Origin of the sequence: Sulfitobacter sp. (genome assembly GCF_036960155.1) — a bacterium.
In the GTDB taxonomy this organism is placed as follows: Bacteria; Pseudomonadota; Alphaproteobacteria; order Rhodobacterales; family Rhodobacteraceae; genus Sulfitobacter.
Genome location: NZ_JBALWB010000008.1, coordinates 1 through 16,818, shown reverse-complemented (window position 1 = coordinate 16,818; position 16,818 = coordinate 1). Strand labels below are relative to the sequence as shown.

The window sequence follows — 16,818 nt, the reverse complement described above, 5'->3', positions numbered from 1 at the left end:
AATTGAAGCCAAGCGAGCGAGGCCCAGCAGGGGATAAGCGAGCAAGGGAGGACAACATTATGTTGAGGAAAAAGACCAATGGGATTGCGCGACGCTCCCAGCGGACAAGTATCCTGTCAGAAGCGGCCAACGCTTCAGTAGATCGGCGTGCATTTCTGCGCGGATCCGGTCTGGCCATTGGAGGGCTTGCGGCGATTGCCGCTACGGGGGGTACGGTGCAGCAAGCATCTGCCGCTGCGTCAAACCCAGCCTTGGTCAAGACAGTGAAATCTGTTTGTACCCACTGTTCAGTGGGATGCACGGTAATTGCAGAAGTTCAAAACGGTGTTTGGACAGGCCAAGAGCCTGGTTGGGACAGTCCGATTAACCTAGGTGCGCATTGTGCTAAAGGTGCATCGGTACGGGAACATGCGCACGGCGAACGCCGTCTGAAGTACCCCATGAAAAAAGTAAACGGTGAATGGGTCCGCCTCAGCTGGGAACAGGCGATCAATGAGATCGGCGACGGCATGAATACGATCCGCGAAGAAAGCGGCCCGGATTCTGTGTATTGGCTAGGATCGGCCAAGCATAACAACGAACAGGCCTATTTGTTCCGTAAGTTTGCAGCCTACTGGGGCACAAACAACGTGGACCATCAGGCACGCATTTGTCACTCGACCACAGTTGCCGGTGTTGCGAACACCTGGGGCTATGGTGCGATGACCAATTCGTACAACGACATCCACAACTCCAAAGCTATCTTTATCATTGGCGGTAACCCAGCCGAAGCACACCCTGTTTCGCTGTTGCACTTGCTGAAGGCCAAAGAGCAAAACAATGCGCCAGTGATCGTTTGCGATCCGCGCTTTACGCGTACTGCGGCCCACGCGGATGAATATGTCCGCTTCCGTCCCGGCAGTGATGTTGCTTTGGTCTGGGGTATCTTGTGGCATATCTTTGAAAATGATTGGCAAGATAAAGAATTTATCCGTACCCGTGTTTGGGGCATGGACCAAATTCAAGACGAAGTACGCAAATGGAATCCTGAAGAAGTTGAACGTGTTACTGGGGCCCCCGGTGAACAATTGCGTCGCGTGGCCCGTACTTTGGCCAACAACCGTCCCGGCACCGTAATTTGGTGTATGGGTGGCACGCAGCACTCCACAGGCAACAATAACACACGTGCGTATTGCATTTTGCAGCTGGCCCTTGGCAACATGGGCACTTCTGGCGGTGGTACAAATATTTTCCGCGGCCACGACAACGTGCAAGGCGCAACCGACCTTGGAGTCCTTAGCCACACATTGCCGGGTTATTATGGCCTGTCAGCGGGCGCATGGGCACATTGGGCACGCGTTTGGGAAGAAGATCCTGAATGGCTTGCGGGTCAGTTCCAGAAAACAACTGGCGCGGACGGCAAGGAGAAATCCCTGCAAAACCTCACTGGTATTCCGGTGTCGCGTTGGATTGATGGCGTCTTAGAAGATGCTGACAACATGGATCAACCTAACAAAGTTCGTGCAATGGTTCTGTGGGGGCATGCGCCCAATTCACAGACCCGGATGACGGAAATGAAAACGGCGATGGAAAAGCTCGACATGCTTGTCGTGGTGGATCCTTATCCAACCGTTTCTGCCGTACTTCATGACCGAACTGACGGTGTTTATCTGCTTCCGGCATGTACCCAGTTTGAAACGCGTGGCTCTGTCACCGCATCAAACCGGTCGCTTCAGTGGCGCGACAAAGTGGTAGATCCACTGTTCGAAAGCAAACCTGACCACGAGATCATTGCGTTGTTCGCAGACAAGTTCGGCTTTGCCGATCGCCTGCTGCGCAATATCGAAATGGACGATGAACACGTGCCAAACGTGGAAAGTGTTACGCGGGAATTCAACCGTGGAATGTGGACTGTTGGGTACACAGGTCAAAGTCCTGAACGCATCAAGAAGCACATGGAAAATCAGCACACCTTTGATCGTACAACGCTACAAGCGATTGGTGGTCCGGCTGATGGAGATTATTACGGTCTTCCATGGCCTTCTTGGGGCACCCCAGAAATGAACCATCCCGGCACGCCTAACCTCTATGACCTGTCCAAACGTGTCTCAGAGGGTGGCCTAACGTTCCGGGCTCGTTTCGGTGTTGAACGTGATGGTGACAATCTGTTGGCTGAAGGCGTTTACAGCAAGGACTCGGATATCCAAGATGGATACCCCGAATTCACAATGCAAATGCTGATGGACCTTGGTTGGGACAGCGAGCTAACGGCTGAGGAACGTGCGTCCATTGATGCCTTGGCTGGTCCAAAGACCAACTGGAAAACGGATCTTTCTGGCGGGATCCAACGGGTTGCGATTGCCCACGAATGTGCGCCCTTTGGCAATGCAAAGGCACGTGCAGTGGTCTGGACGTTCCCAGATCCGGTGCCAATCCACCGCGAGCCGCTTTATTCCAACCGCAGGGATCTAGTTGCTGATTATCCGACATATGAAGACCGCAAATTCTATCGTTTGCCGACTATGTATGCGTCTATTCAGAAACAAGACTTTAGCCAGGAATACCCCATGATCCTCACGTCCGGGCGACTGGTCGAATATGAGGGCGGTGGCGAGGAGTCTCGTTCGAACCCATGGCTGGCTGAGTTGCAGCAAGATATGTTTGTTGAGATCAACCCTAGGGATGCGAATAACCTTGGGGTGCGTGATGGCAAGCAGGTCTGGGTTGAAGGGCCGGAAGGCGGCAAGGTCAAAGTTATGGCTATGGTTACACCACGGGTCGGTGAGGGCGTCGCCTTTATGCCGTTCCACTTTGGGGGCCATTTCCAAGGCGAAGACCAACGCAGCAAGTATCCGGACGGCGCTGATCCATATGTGTTGGGCGAAAGCGCCAATACGGCTCAGACCTATGGCTACGATTCAGTAACTCAGATGCAGGAGTCGAAATCGACCCTCTGCAAAATCTGGTCAGCGTAAGGAGACGATAAGATGGCAAGAGCAAAGTTCCTTTGCGACGCTGAACGCTGCATTGAATGTAATGCTTGCGTAACCGCGTGTAAGAACGAGCATGAAGTGCCTTGGGGCATCAACCGGCGACGGGTGGTGACTATTCAGGATGGCCAACCGGGTGAACGCTCGATCTCGGTAGCTTGTATGCACTGTTCAGATGCACCCTGTATGGCTGTATGTCCGGTTGACTGCTTTTACCAAAACGAAGAAGGGATTGTTCTACATTCCAAAGATCTTTGTATTGGGTGCGGTTACTGCTTTTATGCCTGTCCGTTTGGCGCGCCGCAGTATCCACAAGCTGGCAACTTTGGCAGCCGTGGCAAGATGGACAAATGTACATTCTGCGCCGGTGGTCCAGAAGAAAACCATTCCACGGCTGAATTCGCCAAATATGGGCGCAACCGCATTGCAGAAGGCAAGCTGCCGATCTGTGCGGAAATGTGTTCAACAAAGGCGTTGTTGGCAGGAGATGGCGCAACCGTTTCGGACATCTACCGTGAACGTGTGGTTGCCCGTGGTTTCGGCTCTGGTGCTTGGGGCTGGGGTACAGCTTATGAGCAAAAGGGTGGTTAAACCCATCTATGGGTAATGCGCTGTTGGTGCGTTACCTTTTTAAAACAAACTGGGGCTGCTGTGATATCAGTGGTCCCAGCCTTCAATTGTCTAATAAACTCAATATCGAGGGTTCTGCTATGTTCCGTCTATTCTCTGCCTTTGCTTTGTTGATTGCGCTGGCGTTGCCAAGCGTTGCGCAACAGGCGGATTCTACCACAACCCCCGATCGCAGCGCTACAGGTGGCGCACAAACACTCGAAGACATATTGGCCCGTCAGCGCGGTGACAGCGTTGACGAAGCCTTTCGGCGCGACGCAACCGGTGATCCGGAATCGGCCGCTGGTATTGCTAATCAGCTTGGGACCTTGGGCGGCGCATCCGATCCTGAACTGTGGCGCGCGCTGCGCTATGGTACGGCGGATGTGACTGTATCGACAGCAGATGTTCGGGGCAGGGTCCTCATTCAAGATGGTGGGATGTGGTGGCTTAATGTTCGTGAAGGCCCACTGATCACCTATGGGATCGGATTGTTGGCGATCACACTTGTTTTGCTTGCAGTTTTCTATCTGCTACGGGGCAAAATCCGTGTTGAAGGGGGTCTGAAAGGGCGCACAATTGAGCGGTTTAAGTTTCTTGAACGCATGGCGCACTGGACCTTGGCCGGCTCGTTTATATTGTTGGGGATAACAGGCATTTTAGTGCTAATAGGTCGAAAATTTCTAGCACCAACCTTTGGACTCGAAGCCAACGCGACGCTGCTGATGCTGTCAAAGTTTATCCATAACAATGTGTCTTGGGCTTTTATGCTGGCCTTGATTGTCGTCTTCTTTATGTGGGTCTGGCACAATATCCCGGACCGGACTGATCTGGTTTGGATCGCTCAAGCAGGTGGGATCGTTGGGTCAAAGCACCCACCTGCGAAAAAATTCAACTTTGGTCAAAAGATCATCTTTTGGTCGGTGATTGTACTTGGTGCATCGGCATCCATTTCTGGCCTGTCGCTTCTGTTTCCATACGAAATCACACTATTCGCCAAGACGTTCTCGCTGCTGAATGATTGGGGGCTGACAGGCCTGGTCGGGTTGGACGCCCTTCCGACGCAGATGTCTCCACAAGAAGAGATGCAATATGCTCAGCTTTGGCATGCAATTGTGGGTTTTGTCATGATGGCGATCATTTTGGCACACATCTATATTGGTTCTGTTGGTATGGAGGGTGCATATGATGCAATGAGCGATGGTGGCGTTGATGAAGCATGGGCTGAGCAGCACCATTCGATTTGGTTGGAGGAAGTGAAAGCCAAGCAAGCCACATCACAGAACAGTTCAACAACCCCAGCAGAATAAATGTGCACAGTCGGCGCTTGATTTGCGATAGTCTGTTTTGCAACGCCAACATATCTGCAAACTGACACCTATAGGAGACGATACAATGAAAGCCATGATGGCCGGGGGCGCCGCGATAATCGTGATTGGCGTGAGCAGTTATTTCATATTAAGCGAAATAGGGTTCTCAGCTAAGGACGCATACGCTGGCGCCAGCGTACGTCTGGATTAGGTAGTTGAATACTGAGAACGCTCCAGACTATGGCCCTGCCTTGGCCAATGCGTCTGTCCTCATTATCGACGACGAACCGGGGATGCGCCATTTTCTGCACAAGATTCTTTCACCCAGGGTAAAGCGGGTAGAATTGGCCGTCTCTGCGGTTGAGGCTACAAAGCATCTGGATAATACCCAATTTGATGTTGTGATCCTCGATAATATTATGCCGGGTAAAACGGGGTTGGACTGGGTCAAAGAACAGCGTCGGGTTGGTTTGTATGCTGACATTATCTTGATGACGGCCTATGCTGATCTAGAAACTGCCATCACAGCCTTGCGGGTAGGCGTCAGCGATTTCGTTCTTAAACCGTTCCGTGCCAACCAAATCCTTAGCGCAGTGATGCGGACATTGGATCGAAGCCACCTGCAACGCGACAATCATCTGTTGCGCCACGAGTTGGCAGCTGGACGGGGCGGGACATTCATTGGAAGATCACCAGAGTTCCAAGAAGTGCTCAGGATGTTGGAACGATTGGCACCATTACCGACATCAGTTCTTTTCACTGGAGAAAGTGGAACCGGAAAAGAGATCGCGGCGCGTACCCTGCACAGTTTGTCAAACCGGCGGGATCAACCGTTTGTGGCAGTGAATTGCGCCGCCTTTGCACCTGATCTGATGATGCAGCAATTATTTGGTGTGCGCGAGGGAGACAGCGATAATCGCCATGGACTGCTATATTTGGCAGATGGCGGCACATTGTTCTTGGACGAGGTGGCCCAAATGCCCTATGCAATGCAAACCGCGCTGTTACGGGTGCTAGATGATCAGCGGGTCCGCCCAGTTGGATCAGAACGTGAAATTCCACTAGACTTGCGGTTTTTGTTCGCCACAAATGCCGATTTAGATGCCGCTGTTGCGTCAGGCAAATTTCGCGAAGATTTGTTTCACCGCATCAATGTCGTCAACCTTTCGCTGCCACGGCTGGCAGACCGTAGCGAAGATATTGTGGAATTGGCTACTTATTTCATGCAGCAGTTCAGCAAAGAGCTTGGCATGGCGCCGCTAGACCTGGATGCGGAAACATTATTGAAAATGCGCCGTTACGGGTGGCCTGGAAATGTACGTGAGTTGCGTAATTTGATCGAGCGATCGGTTATTCTAGGCGCATTTCCAACAGAGTTTGCTGGGCATGGTGAGGCCGTAGGTGAACTGGCCATTGAATCTCTTGAGCTGGTTACACAGCGGCATATCCTTCATTTGCTAGATGAAAGTGACGGCAATCGCGCCGAAGCCGCACGCCGTTTGGGCGTATCGCGCAAAACCATCGATCGCAAATTGGCGGCTTGGGGCATGTAGCCATATCTATTGCGCCGCTATTTCGGTGGTGTCGGGGTTTACCTCAGTTGCAGCTGGTAGCCAAACGCGGAACTCTGCGCCGCCACTCACATGGTTGTTGACTGATATTAGTCCGCCGGCACGTTGAATGATTGTCTGGCTGATTGATAGACCTAGTCCAGTACCTTCGCCCGGTTTGGTGGTGAAGAATGGATCAAATACTTTTCCTATCCGATCAGCCTCAATTCCAGGTCCATTGTCATGAACCGTCAAGCTTGCTCCTGACTGGCCTTCATGTTTTTCGTTCTTCAACCGCAATATCAACACGCCATTGTTCGCCATGGCTTGGGCGGCATTCATGATCAAGTTGACGATAACCTGTTGTAATTCTCCGGGATCTATTCGGATTGTTGGAGTTTTATTCAGATGGGTCTGAACCTTGATATTCTTAGTATTCAGTTCATGGTCAACGAGCACGAGACAATCAGCCACAGCAGAATTTAGTGTGACACTTGAGTGGTTCCCAGAGAAATCACCGGGGCGCGCAAATTGCAGCAATTTGCCGACAATTGCAGTGATCCGTGTGATTTGTCGATCAATCAGGGTGAGTTCGGTTTCCACTTCCTTGGTTGCAGATCCAAGGGCCTCGCGCATGACGTCTACATTTCCTTGGATCACAGCCACGGGATTGTTGATTTCATGGGCTACGCCAGCCGTAATTTCTCCAATAGCCGCCAGTTTTTCAGACATGACAAGCTGTTGCGTTGTTTCTTCTAGTTTAGTGTTTGCATCGCGCAATTCAGATGTGCGCCGATCAACGCGGCTGTTTAACTGTCCGGCCCAATCGCGCAGTTCGCGGTCTCTGTCCTGAACCTGTTCAAGCAGTGAATCTAAATGTGCCGCCACTTGGCCGATCTCGCCCGTGGCGCTAATATTCCCGTTGCGTGCGGAAAGATCTCCGCCTTCAACACGTTTCATGATCTTTGTCATGGCCTCAAGCGGAGCAAAGATACTTTTGGCCAACAAAAGAAACAGCGGCGCAGAAATTAGCAGGACAGCAATAAACGCCACCAGCATCCATAGAATGGCATCTTTCTTTGCGGTGGAGAATGGCTCCTCAAGAAATCCAACATACAGCATGCCAACGCGCGCACCAAAGCTGTCGTTAACTGGTAAATATCCGGAAATATACCAATCGTTTACCACGAATGCGCGATCAAGCCACGTGGCGCCATCATCAAGGACGACTTGTCTGACCTCGGCAGAAACGCGTGTCCCCAATGCACGAACATTCTCAAACAGGCGAACATTTGTCGAAACGCGCACGTCTTCCAGAAACAATGTCGCAGTCCCTTGGCTGACGCCTCCCGTTACCGCATTGAGGTAGACCAGTTCATTAATTGTATCGATGAAATCCAAGTTTCGGTTGAGCAAAATGCCCCCAACAATAACCCCACTTTGGCCGTCTAAGGTAACAGGGCTGGCTGAATGTACGATCATGCCACGCACTTCAGTTGTGCGTTCTGTTGGCACAGCGGCTTCAGTTGGGATCAGGTCAATACGTGCCTGCTGGGCCAGTACGGCGCTGAATTTTTCCATGTCGGCTACGTCAAAAATATCGATCGCGGTCGATGGGTTTCCTGTCAGCGCTGATTGGATCACTGGCCAACGGATGCTGTCGATCGGCGTGGTTGTGGGAAGGTAATATAGAAAATCCATGCCCAGTTCGGTGCGCTTGCGTTCGAGATAGGCGAGTTGAATGCTCTTTGGCTGTGAGAGCGCTTGAGAAAACTCAGCTGTCCCGGCGATACTGCTGAGATTGGTTCCCGTTGAAACCATGATGCGAGACAAGTATTGCTCGGCTATCCGCAAGTCACTATTTACTTTTGAAATCAAAAGTTCGTCGTACTCAGAGGTCCATCTGGATAAGCCCAGAAGTAGTAGTAATGGCATCAGAAGGATCAATGGTAGGAGAACCATAAACAATAATCTAAGGCGTACTGATGTTTTCATATCAACAACATAAATTACGAGAACCAGTCAGGTAAAGGAGTATGCGCGAGGCAGCTGGTTCAGGTGCACATTGATGCGGATAATACTGCAAAGGAAGTGGCTGCTGGCGACGTCGACATCGGGAGCTGCGCGCAATCCTAGGATGTCTTTTTCTACGAATTCTCGTCGCCTTGATCATCTCGTAAGTGAGTTGTCAAAGCCATGGTTTGAAAGACTAGCAGGGGCATTTTTCTTAATGGCACGCTCACGCTCACGATAACATCTCAGCTCAGCGAATGTTTTGATCCTTTCAAGCACATCAATTACTTTTCTTCCGACACCTGACAGGGCGTCGATGGCTGTTATGCGTGCTTGATCGATCGACAATCCTTCGGAAGTCTCGAAACGGTCGATGTCCGCCTGCACGCATCACCCCGCAAGTAGTTGGGGTGGGAGGCGCGTGCAGGGGTTTGAAAGAAGAGGTTGTGTATCAAGCCGCATGAAACTTTGGACTGACCACAGCTCAACTATTGCTGGCAATAGTTAAACAGTCCCTCTTGCTGGGCGTTTGTGTTCAATATTGAATTTCATGCCGTCGAGCAGTTCATCCAGATCAGGGCGTGCGGCTGGGCCATTGGACAAGCAAACGATTTGGATTACGCCATCAGGACGAACACAGAAAACAGCAGGTTCGGAAAAACGACGATCTGTCTCATCAGGAGAGAGTGGATCTGAGATGTAGACCCCGAGTTTTTGCATTTGCTCTTCGGTCAAGCCATACCCGATGTCAAAATTCCAGCCAAATTCAGCAACATCTTGCTCGGCCTTATTTTTTGTGTCGGCGGACACCACAACAACATCAAATCCGGCGGCTTCCCAGTCGGCGGCGCGTGTCTGTAGTCCGTTCAGATAGCGTTTGCAGCGACCACAGTGTTTGCCACGGTACACAACGAAAAGGGTGTACCGATCTTTGGTCCCTCCGATTTCAAGCGTACCACCGTCTAGTTTGTCGACGGATATTTTAGGGAGGAGACTACCAGCCTCGGGTTTTGAATTGATCATATTTAGGCCTTTCGCCAGATAGGTTGGAATAGATTTTTGACGAGGACCAAGCGAACCCAGCCCTCGTCAGGGAGAACACCATTAATGCAGGAGCAAGGTGGTGATTTCGGGAAACGCCATCATGACGGCTAACACCATAAGCTGGATGCCGATGAATGGTAAAAAACCCCTGAAAATGTCAGCCAGAGAGATTTCTGGAGGCGCGACGGATTTCAGGTAGAACGCAGCAGGTCCAAAGGGCGGGCTAAGAAAGCTGACTTGCATGTTGATGCAGAACAAGATGCCAAACCAAACTGAAACATGCGCCGGAGACAAGGTGCCCAACAGTCCGATATCCGCAGGGTCCATACCCATCACGATGGGTAGGAAAACAGGCATCACCAGCAGAACAATCCCGATCCAATCAAGCAGGGCGCCTAGAAACAAGAAAATCAACATCATGACCAGAATGACGCCCATAGGGGGGACATCCAATCCAAGGATCAAACCCGCAATGAAGGTGGGGCCACCAGCAAGGGAATAAGCCCCCGCAAGTGCGGTCGCGCCAAAAGTAACCCACATGATCGTACCAGTGGATCGCATCGTGCGTTGCAGTGCTTCTATGAGTAAGGACAGGGACATTTCACCACGTAGTGTGATCAAAATTATTGTACCTATACATCCAATTGCTGCCGCTTCTGTGATCCCTGTTATGCCGCCATAGATTGAGCCAAGGATTGCACCAACCAAAATCATTGGTGGTAGCAAACCCTTAAGCGCAATGATCTTATCGTGGAAAGTGACTTCCTGCTCTAGCACGGGCAGTGGGGCATCTTGGGGACGCAAATGCGCGCGGATAGCAATGTAAACGATGTAGCTAAACGCCAGCAGCAAGCCAGGAATAAGCGCCGCTTTAAACAGGGCATGGATCGAGGTTTCGGTCACCACGCCGTACATAATGAGCACGATGGAAGGCGGTATCATCGTACCAAGCGAACCCGCAGCACAGATCGTGCCGCAAGCGAGGTGTTTATCATAGTTCAGGCGCAACATTTGCGGCAAAGCAACAAGGCCAAGCAACACAATTTCGCCCCCGATGATGCCAGACATCGCAGCCATAATCATCGCCATGACAGAGGTCACAATTGCAATGCCGCCACGTGTGCGCGACATCCAGACGCTCATGGCGTCATACATGTCCTTGGCGATATTACTTCGCTCCAGCAACATGGCCATAAAAATGAACAACGGCACAGCCAATAGTGCGTGCTCAATGGTAAGGTCGTACATCCTTTGCCCTAGGATATAAAACCCGCGATCTCCAAGCTTCCAATAGGCAACCAGTGCCCCAAGAAATCCTGAAGCAAACCCAAGCGGGACGCCCATCGCCAAGAGCACTACAATGCCCAGAACGAGCAGGAGTGAAAGTTCTGCAATACCCATTTATACGTCCTCTGCTGGCGAGAGGGGCGTGTTTCTGCGCCAATCAACGATAAGATTATTGAGTGCTTGAACGCTCATCCATGCGCAGGTGACACAGATCAAGGGCTTCATAATGGCTGGGATGGGCGGGTTCCAAGCTGAGCCATAAAGCTCCCATGTGCTGAACTTTCGCATGGAATTTTCCCAATATCCCCACGTCACTGTCCAGCAAAAGGTGCAGATGCACAGCGCCCCGAAGGCATCCATGACGCGCTGCGTGTTGCGACCAACAATGTCGTAGACGATGGTCACCCGGATGTGGGTGCGTTGCTGCATGGCATAAAGGCCAGCAACCAAGAATATGACACCGCCAAGCCAACGTGACAGCTCTTCAACCCAAATTGTCGGGCGCGCAAAGACGTAACGCATGACCACCTCATAGAGCATGATGCTCGTTATGATGGCGACGAAAAACATCAACATCGATGCAATCCGCAGTGTAATGTGATCGATGATAGTGAGCGGCGGGCCTGATGCACCGTGCATTCCACGCATTAAAGTCGGGACAAGTTTTGGCGCAACGAAAAGCATCCAAATGAGCGTAAAAGCCCCCAAGGATGCGATCCATAGATAGCCAGATGAGCTGAGTGTGGGCATGAATTTGGCTTTCTGATGTATAATGGAGCGACGGCAGGCGCCGCTCCAAATACAGTTATTGAGTGATCAGTCCGATTTTCTTCATGAACGCAATGTGGCTATCGACCAAATCACCAGCCTGTTCGGTTTTCTCACCCCATTCTTCCCACTTCGCACGGGAGAATGTACGGAAAGCCTCACGTTGTTCAGCATCCCAGTCATAAAGTGTCACGCCATCTGCTTGAGCAGCTTTTGCAGCGGCACCCATTTCAACAGAGTGGCTAAGTGTCTCGCGAAACGCCATTTTTTCCATGGCAACTTCGATAATTGCTTGGATGTCATCGGGCAGGGAATCCCAAACGCCTTTGTTGATTGCAAGGTGATCCGCGGGCATTGAGTGGAAGCCGGGGTACGTTGCGTGTTTGGCGATGTCGTAGAGGCCAATCTCGCTGTTTGTTGCGATGTTTGAGGCGTCTGCACCGTCAATGATCTTGGTCTCAAGCGCGGTAAATACCTCGCCGAAATCCATCACAATCGGGCTTGCGCCTAAATCCGCAAAAATTTCGGTTTGAATGCCGGGAGGGGAGCGGAATTTCCAATCCTTGAAGTCTTCAACACTGGCGAGCGGGCTTGTTGAGGACAAGGATTCTTGCCCTGAAATCCACCAACCGACAACGTGCATTCCATGCGCTTCATACAACGGTTGAGCTGCTTCAAGGCCACCACCATAATAGAACCAAGAATACATTTCCCACGGTGTGTCATACCCGCCAAGAACATCACCAACGAACTGGAATGCAGGATCTTTACCCGTCTGGTAGGCAGCACCAGTCATGTCGCCGTCAAGAATACCATTCACTGCAGCATCAAATGTTTCCGTCGCCTTCACCAAAGACGCTGAATAGAACATTTCAATCTCCACACGTCCGGCGGTCATGCGTTCGATGTCATCCACCAAGCTTTGAACGTTTTTACCCTTGAGTGATTCCGCGCTAAAATGCGTTTGGATGCTCAGGTCAAACTCTGCTGCATGCGCCCCAACGGTGCTGAGCAGTGTCGCCATCAGTGGCCAGACAAATTTTCGATTAAGTGTCATTTCAATCCTCTCTAATGTTTTTCCAATGTCGATTTATCGTTTCCTCCCGACATTGTATGTTGTATGATGAATTATGAATTTACGAAAAGCAACCCGTATGATCATTTTCATGGCTTGTTGTCCTTATTGTGCGGTTACGTGTAGTTGGGAGCGGGAATATTGGAGTTGAACTCATGCGAGAATCTGGAAAGCCGACCTTAGGGGCGCGTCCGAAACTAGGCGAACGCGTTGCTGATCAATTGCGGGAGCGCATTCAAAAGGGAGAATTTTCACCTGGTGAACAGCTCCCGACAGAGAATGCGCTTGTCGAGATGTTTGGCGTAAGTCGTACGGTCATTCGTGAGGCGGTTTCATCCTTGCGTGTGGACGGGCTTGTGAAGGCTCACCAAGGGCGCGGCGTTTTTGTTTGTGAAGACATCAGTCAACAGCCGTTCCGTTTGTGCAGTAAGGATCTCAGTGAAAAGGACCACATGGAGCAGGCCATGGAGCTACGCCTGCACATGGAGGTGTCCAATGCTGAGCTGGCTGCCGTGCGTCGTACAGACGCTGACATTCGCGGCATAGAGGCGGCATTGGAAAAACAGCATGCAGCGCATTTAGCTGGCGATCTGGGACAGACCGAGGATTTCAGTTTCCACCTTGCCATCGCTAATGCGACCAAGAATTCTTATATGGTTGATTTCTTGCGCTTTCTTGGGCCTTTTATCATTCCGGCAAATGCGATGCATCAAATGGATCAAGAAGAACTACCCGGCTACCAAGACAGTTTGCGCAAGGAACATTCTATTATTGCCGAGGCTATCAAGTCTGGCGACGCAAGCGCGGCAGGAGCAGGTATGCGCAATCACCTACGGCGGGGATTACAAGTCAATGTAGGTGCAACCAATACTTAAATTGTAAGGGCGTGAACCATCCAAACTTACCCGATTTTCCCCAATTTTACTCAAGGTGCCTTGCATCCTGGCGCAACACCATTGGCAGTTTGAGGACCTTCAGACACCACTTATTAGGAACAAAGAATGCTGAATATTAAACGCCTTGATATAGATGACGCTTATGTACTGATTGCTGGTGCGCGTACCAAGGCCGAAGAGATTGGCGTGCCGATGTGCATTGCTGTGACGGACGAAAGCGGTAACCTGATTGCCTTTGAGCGGATGAATGGGGGTAAAACCACCAGCATCAACCTTGCCATCGACAAAAGCTTTACTTCGGCCGGTGTCAGAAAGAGCACCCATGTGCTTGGTGAGGTGAGCCAACCCGGCAAGCCAGCCTTTGGGTTATCCTCTACATTAGGTGGGCGTCTGGTGGTGGTCGCAGGTGGCCTGCCAGTGCTGTCTGACGGAGAGGTCGTAGGTGGTATCGGCGTCAGTTCTGGATCACCAGCACAAGACCTTGAGGTCGCAGAAGCTGGTGTTCTGGCATTTGCAGCAATTCAAAAATAGAAATCTCAGTCTATGGGGCAGAGATGACAAAACCGATCATCGACTTTGGTCTTTTCGGAGGAGAAATGGTCGAATACCCCTAATCGAACGGACTTGTGGGTGGTGCAATCCGCACTCATTGCGTGGCAGGCGATTGAGTTGACGAGCAAGAGTATCAACGATGCCACTATACTGTCAGATCTGCCCGGCTGGTTTCCAGAGAGCGGACATTGCCCGCTCTGTAACGCTTATATCTAACCTATGTCGCTGATAAGCCGTCAGCGACATAGGAGGTCATGGGCCAGAACGCGTCCAACGGCACGTCCTGATCTGCCATCGCATACAGTGTGGCGCTCACGCTGTTGGTTACGCAAGGCGCTCAGGCGTGCGCTTTTAAGGCACTACCGGTCAGCCTAACAAGTCGGCGGATGAGACGTCCGTTTGAACAACGTCAATAAGATAATCGCGGTAAACTTCAGTCTCGGTCGCATCCACGTAAAAGTAGTTTTCAACCGAGTACCCGTCGTCATCATAGTCGTAAGCAACACCCAGCAACTCGATTTTGTCGGCGATCGTCGCATCGGCAACAGCCCCATGTGCGCCATAAGAAACTGCGGTGCCAGCTTCGTAATTGGAGCCATCAACAGTATAAGTATTTCGTATCGTCGAGGTTGCGGTGAAGCTATTACTTGAAGAGAATGTTTCTGTGTTTGTTGTGTCTGTCGAGAATGATGTCTCAATACCACTCACACTCAACCCCGATGATGTCGAGATTGTTTCTGAGTAGCTATATTCGGATCCGGTTGTGTAGGTTTCTCCCTCGGTCAACCAGTATTCGAAGGTCGCCGAACCTGACCCTGCAATCAATGTGCTGCTGTGCCCGTCAATCGCCATATATTCAAAGTTCTCATAGCTCGTAATTTCCGCGCCCAAATTTTCAACAGCAAAGCTCCCACCGAGAACAGCGAAGGCGACGACAGAAGTCGCGATTCCGCGCCATCAAAATCGTAAGTACCATTGGCCTCTGCGATCCCCTCTATCTCTGACGCTGTTGTACCGTATAGTGTTTCCCCCACATGTCTCCGTCCAGATTGGACGCATACATCGTTGATATATCGGCGTCATAACCACTTTCACTAACGGAGCCGCTATGGTTGATCTCCCACCCCGGTTCAGACTCCAAAACGCCCTCAAGAGTGACTAGGCTGCGATTTAGGCTGGCCTCGGCCGTGCCGTATTCTGTTTCAACCTTGTCGATCTCTGTTGTTTCGGAATACGTTTTGATCGTGTCTGTATCTTCGCCATTTAGGATCGCAACAAGCTCGGCCCCGAAATCTCCAACTGACGCTTCGCCGTACACGTCCTGATGCGCGGTCTCAGCGATTTCTTCGGCTAAAACGGCACGCAATTCATCGCCTTCAAGGCCACTGTCTAGGATAATTTCATCGGTCCCAATAATGGCTGCTCCATTAAGCGAGACGCCATCAAGTGATGCAAAGTCATCGACAAGTAGGATGTTTAGATCTTCTCCGAACGTGTTCTCGATATCTGCAGTGGTTTCTATGTCAGAACTAAGGAGAGCTGCGATCAGCGACGCAGCTGTAGCAAACACCGCCTTGTCGATGTCGGTAATTTCTGTGGTGTCGATTTCGCGCGTAGTCAAACTGGATTGGATCGCGTCCAGCACTTCACTTGTGGTGTAAGCTGCGCCAGTTGTGACCTCTTCAGCTTGAGATTCCTGAGCCGTCAGATTGGTTTGATCAGCCTAAGACGGTGCCCGATATTCACCCTCAATCAAAAATTTCCCAAAAGCGGCGGTCTGATCGCCTTTGTTGAATTCAAAGTGGTCGTTTCCTGTCGGAAAATTGCCTCAAAATGCGATTTGAAGTCTCATGTCATTTACCTTTCTTGTGAGTGGTAGATTGGTGAAAGCGTCGGCAGATCACATCAGCGAAACACCCACGTGTGGCGTTCACTCAGAATTCCTGAGATGAAGAATTTACTTTTAGAATGAGCTGAATTTGGATTCAGTATGTGCTGCCGACGTACACATACTTTCACTCTAACTGCGTCTTTTTGCGCTAGAACCAACTACATCTCAGACTACTAAACATCCCGACAACTGCTGTTCAACGGTAAAGCCTTGAGCCAATCATTACAGGCAAGTTCCCGCACGGGTTGTTCTGGGAAGGGTGCCGCCGTTGCGTGTCTTGCAACGTACACTCCGCAATGTTCGAGACCGTGCTCCATGGTGATCTTTCATACATATCGAGGGCCTGCTGGCTTGGTTTTCATCTTGCGCGGATTCGTTTGTTGCATGCGCCCTCTAGTTGCTCAGGCGTACGGCGCGCTTTTATGGGTATTATTCCCCACCCACGCTGACCAGGCGGTCTATGTGATCATAGCCAACCTCTTCCAGAAGCACTGCGAAGTCATCGGCGTCGAATTATCCAACTGTCCTTGTCGGGTTGTTGGGCATGCCAATCCTGTCCCAAGTAATCGAGACACGTCGCTGGCCAATTATGACAACAGATTGGTAGCGCCCAATCAATCGAAACCCACGCGGGATCAATATGCGAGTTCCGTCAAAGGAATAGACATTCTCCGAAATTATTGCCGGATAGCACCGAGAAGACAGGTGTCCAAAGCTGTTTTGGTCACTGCTTGGATCATTGTGCATCGGCATATGTGCAGCACATGCTCGCGAGGAAGCTTGCGTCTAGATGACGGTCGATCTGACTTTGGATCACTTTGTCTTCTAACTACGTTGTGAGACAGGGGATGGAT

Annotated in this window: 13 protein-coding genes and 1 pseudogene; 6 read left to right on the top strand and 8 right to left on the bottom strand. The window is 51.0% G+C overall.

The genetic code is table 11. The features are described 5' to 3' along the window. Window positions 1–59: 59 nt before the first annotated feature. The 4 genes from V7775_RS16315 to V7775_RS16300 all read left to right on the top strand — a co-directional run bounded on the left by V7775_RS16315 (window position 60) and on the right by V7775_RS16300 (window position 6,441). On the top strand, window positions 60–2,954 hold the full coding sequence (locus V7775_RS16315) for a formate dehydrogenase subunit alpha (protein ID WP_335752977.1): 2,895 nt from the start codon (window positions 60–62) through the stop codon (window positions 2,952–2,954). A gap of 12 nt (window positions 2,955–2,966) precedes the next feature. After that, window positions 2,967–3,560, top strand: coding sequence for a formate dehydrogenase FDH3 subunit beta (gene fdh3B / locus V7775_RS16310; protein ID WP_335752976.1), 594 nt, complete (start codon window positions 2,967–2,969; stop codon window positions 3,558–3,560). Window positions 3,561–3,679: 119 nt separating this feature from the next. Beyond that, window positions 3,680–4,888: a formate dehydrogenase subunit gamma gene (locus V7775_RS16305; protein ID WP_335752975.1), complete on the top strand. Its 1,209-nt coding sequence runs from the start codon at window positions 3,680–3,682 to the stop codon at window positions 4,886–4,888. A gap of 215 nt (window positions 4,889–5,103) precedes the next feature. After that, window positions 5,104–6,441 carry a sigma-54-dependent transcriptional regulator gene (locus V7775_RS16300; protein WP_335752974.1) on the top strand — a complete coding sequence of 446 codons (1,338 nt, stop codon included), beginning with the start codon at window positions 5,104–5,106 and terminating at the stop codon, window positions 6,439–6,441. Between the two features lie 6 nt (window positions 6,442–6,447). Here V7775_RS16300 and V7775_RS16295 read toward each other — a convergent pair whose 3' ends face one another. The 5 genes from V7775_RS16295 to V7775_RS16275 all read right to left on the bottom strand — a co-directional run bounded on the left by V7775_RS16295 (window position 6,448) and on the right by V7775_RS16275 (window position 12,607). Next, window positions 6,448–8,373, bottom strand: coding sequence for a sensor histidine kinase (locus V7775_RS16295; RefSeq protein WP_443070140.1), 1,926 nt, complete (start codon window positions 8,371–8,373; stop codon window positions 6,448–6,450). Between the two features lie 582 nt (window positions 8,374–8,955). Beyond that, window positions 8,956–9,474: a redoxin domain-containing protein gene (locus tag V7775_RS16290; protein ID WP_335752972.1), complete on the bottom strand. Its 519-nt coding sequence runs from the start codon at window positions 9,472–9,474 to the stop codon at window positions 8,956–8,958. A gap of 81 nt (window positions 9,475–9,555) precedes the next feature. After that, the gene (locus V7775_RS16285; RefSeq protein ID WP_335752971.1) at window positions 9,556–10,896 is read right to left on the bottom strand and encodes a TRAP transporter large permease; all 1,341 of its coding nucleotides are present in this window, start codon (window positions 10,894–10,896) and stop codon (window positions 9,556–9,558) included. Then, window positions 10,897–11,532 carry a TRAP transporter small permease subunit gene (locus tag V7775_RS16280; RefSeq protein WP_335752970.1) on the bottom strand — a complete coding sequence of 212 codons (636 nt, stop codon included), beginning with the start codon at window positions 11,530–11,532 and terminating at the stop codon, window positions 10,897–10,899. 55 nt (window positions 11,533–11,587) lie between these two features. Next, window positions 11,588–12,607: a TRAP transporter substrate-binding protein gene (locus V7775_RS16275; protein WP_335752969.1), complete on the bottom strand. Its 1,020-nt coding sequence runs from the start codon at window positions 12,605–12,607 to the stop codon at window positions 11,588–11,590. A 173-nt stretch (window positions 12,608–12,780) separates the two neighbouring features. On the opposite strand from V7775_RS16275, the gene V7775_RS16270 reads away from it, so the two are divergent. Then, window positions 12,781–13,500: a FadR/GntR family transcriptional regulator gene (locus V7775_RS16270; RefSeq protein ID WP_335752968.1), complete on the top strand. Its 720-nt coding sequence runs from the start codon at window positions 12,781–12,783 to the stop codon at window positions 13,498–13,500. 126 nt (window positions 13,501–13,626) lie between these two features. Beyond that, complete coding sequence (locus V7775_RS16265; RefSeq protein WP_335752967.1) at window positions 13,627–14,052, top strand: GlcG/HbpS family heme-binding protein; 426 nt, start codon at window positions 13,627–13,629, stop codon at window positions 14,050–14,052. A 387-nt stretch (window positions 14,053–14,439) separates the two neighbouring features. On the opposite strand, the gene V7775_RS16260 is transcribed toward V7775_RS16265, so the two are convergent. From V7775_RS16260 to V7775_RS16250, 3 genes and pseudogenes are all read right to left on the bottom strand, one after another. Next, the gene (locus V7775_RS16260) at window positions 14,440–14,964 is read right to left on the bottom strand and encodes a hypothetical protein (protein WP_335752966.1); all 525 of its coding nucleotides are present in this window, start codon (window positions 14,962–14,964) and stop codon (window positions 14,440–14,442) included. A gap of 103 nt (window positions 14,965–15,067) precedes the next feature. Continuing rightward, window positions 15,068–15,694 (bottom strand): hypothetical protein, encoded by a 627-nt coding sequence (locus tag V7775_RS16255; protein WP_335752965.1) that lies wholly within the window; start codon window positions 15,692–15,694, stop codon window positions 15,068–15,070. Window positions 15,695–16,492: 798 nt separating this feature from the next. Beyond that, a pseudogene (locus V7775_RS16250) lies at window positions 16,493–16,707 on the bottom strand (TrbI/VirB10 family protein); the annotation flags it as partial. Window positions 16,708–16,818 lie beyond the last annotated feature (111 nt).

Excerpts from the sequence above, each read along its gene's own strand:
- fdh3B (WP_335752976.1), top strand. The coding sequence starts at position 2,967 with ATGGCAAGAGCAAAGTTCCTTTGCGACGCTGAACGCTGCATTGAATGT.
- V7775_RS16290 (WP_335752972.1), bottom strand. The coding sequence starts at position 9,474 with ATGATCAATTCAAAACCCGAGGCTGGTAGTCTCCTCCCTAAAATATCC.
- V7775_RS16295 (WP_443070140.1), bottom strand. The coding sequence starts at position 8,373 with ATGCCATTACTACTACTTCTGGGCTTATCCAGATGGACCTCTGAGTAC.
- V7775_RS16305 (WP_335752975.1), top strand. The coding sequence starts at position 3,680 with ATGTTCCGTCTATTCTCTGCCTTTGCTTTGTTGATTGCGCTGGCGTTG.
- V7775_RS16280 (WP_335752970.1), bottom strand. The coding sequence starts at position 11,532 with ATGCCCACACTCAGCTCATCTGGCTATCTATGGATCGCATCCTTGGGG.
- V7775_RS16270 (WP_335752968.1), top strand. The coding sequence starts at position 12,781 with ATGCGAGAATCTGGAAAGCCGACCTTAGGGGCGCGTCCGAAACTAGGC.
- V7775_RS16275 (WP_335752969.1), bottom strand. The coding sequence starts at position 12,607 with ATGACACTTAATCGAAAATTTGTCTGGCCACTGATGGCGACACTGCTC.
- V7775_RS16315 (WP_335752977.1), top strand. The coding sequence starts at position 60 with ATGTTGAGGAAAAAGACCAATGGGATTGCGCGACGCTCCCAGCGGACA.
- V7775_RS16285 (WP_335752971.1), bottom strand. The coding sequence starts at position 10,896 with ATGGGTATTGCAGAACTTTCACTCCTGCTCGTTCTGGGCATTGTAGTG.
- V7775_RS16265 (WP_335752967.1), top strand. The coding sequence starts at position 13,627 with ATGCTGAATATTAAACGCCTTGATATAGATGACGCTTATGTACTGATT.